The 1,878-nt window shown below is 36.6% G+C and carries 1 protein-coding gene; it reads left to right on the plus strand.

Going from position 1 to position 1,878, the window contains the following annotated elements:
* Positions 1-123 precede the first annotated feature (123 nt).
* Positions 124-1,878 (plus strand): hypothetical protein (locus ACY2RU_RS17460; RefSeq protein ID WP_490139766.1); only part of this gene is annotated, 1,755 nt, incomplete at its 3' end.

The following is a 1,878-nucleotide window of genomic DNA, read 5'->3' on the forward strand; positions in this document are numbered from 1 at the left end:
GTAGAAAATAGTTTGTCTAGTATTTTAATTCAAATAGTAGATTTTCGTTATGAATCAAGCGAATTTAATTCTATTTTTATAATGAAAGTCAAAATAGTACACACCTAAGAAACATAAAATACTATGAAAAAATTATTACTATTAGGTTTTTTTATATTACTTCCCGTCTGCCTTTGGGCACAACCAGTACAATTATTTCAGCAATTTAATGGTCAGTATGACTATAAAGCGCTTGGAAACACCTTAAATACACAAGAAAATGGTGGGGGTGGAGGCTGTACTATTTTAACTTCAAGTAGTGCAGATTTGTCTCTTGTGGGAGGTCAAACGTTTGTTGCAGCCGTAATGTATTGGTCTGGATCAGGTTCTGGTGATTTCGATGTTGAATTAAATGGGATTGCTGTATCAGCAGATCGAACTTTCGCATTAAACAATAATGGTTTAGACTTTTTTGCTGCTTATGCAGATGTGAGTATGATAGTTGGCCCAGGAGGAAATGGTACTTATACGGTATCAGAACTCGATTTAACAGGCGTGATCCCCGCATATTGTGGAAGTGGTCTTAATTTTGGAGGTTGGTCTATAATTGTTATCTACGAAGATTCCTTACTTCCGTTAAATCAAATTAACTTATATGATGGCCTAGAGAGTGTTTCCGCCAATAATCCCAGTCTTACCATTGTTATAGACAATATTGATGTAGCCAGTGAAGACTTGGCAAAAATTGGATTTTTAGCATGGGAAGGAGATCAAGGAATTGCTAACAATGAATCTCTACGAATTAACGGAATTCTAATAGATAATCCGCCTTTGAATCCAGGGGATAATGCATTTAATGGAACAAATAGTTTTACTGGGGCAACAGACATGTATAACATGGATCTCGATTTCTACGATATTGAGAATACTATCATGCCAGGAGATACAAGTGCAACAATAGATATTACTTCCAGTCAGGATTTTGTTATGGTAAATAACGTAATCACGATTATTAATTCTGAATTACCAGATGCTACAATCGAAATTGATGATCTTGGAGTGCTTTGCGCAAATGGGGAAATTGACGTTTTATATACAGTATACAATTCTAATTCCACTGCGTTTTTACCAGCAAATATTCCAATTGCTTTTTATGCGGATGGTGTTTTAGTTGGACAAACACAAACAGTTGCCGACATTCCTATTGATGGATCCGAAAGTGGCGGTCTTACCTTAGTTCTTCCTCCAGGAACTCCTACAGTTTTTAATTTAGTTGCTTCGGTTGATGACGACGGAACGGGTGTTGGAATTCAGAGCGAAACAAACGAAATGAATAATGAGGATCTTCTTGTAGTAGATTTAAATTTGGCAGTATTGGATCTTGGTCCGGATTTGTTCCCATGTGTTGATGACGAAGTTACTATTGGTCAGTTTTTAGGTATTCAATTTAGTCAGCAATGGTACTTAAACGGAAATATTATTTTTGGTGCTACCGAGCCTTTTTACGATCCAGTAGTATCTGGAACTTATACTATAGAAGGTGTAAATGGAGTTTGTTTTGTTACAGGTACAATAGAAGTTACGTTTCAGGATCCACCAGTTCCAGGAAACCCTGACACTTTAAAAATATGTGACGATATACCATATGATGGTTTTGGAGTTTTTGACTTAACAAATGCTGATGCGCAGATTATTGATGGGTTACCGAATAGCTCTGTAGAATATTATACTACATTGGCTGCTGCACAAGCCGCTGCATTTCCAATCCCAGATCCTACTATGTTTACAAACTTATCGGTAGGTTTTGACACAGTATATGCTAGGCTCATTGAAAATACTTATGGGTGTAGTGCAATAGTTCCTTTGAATATCCAAGTCAACGAGAGTCCATCGATTACT

The sequence above is a fragment of the Ulvibacter sp. 2305UL32-6 genome (assembly GCF_058148545.1).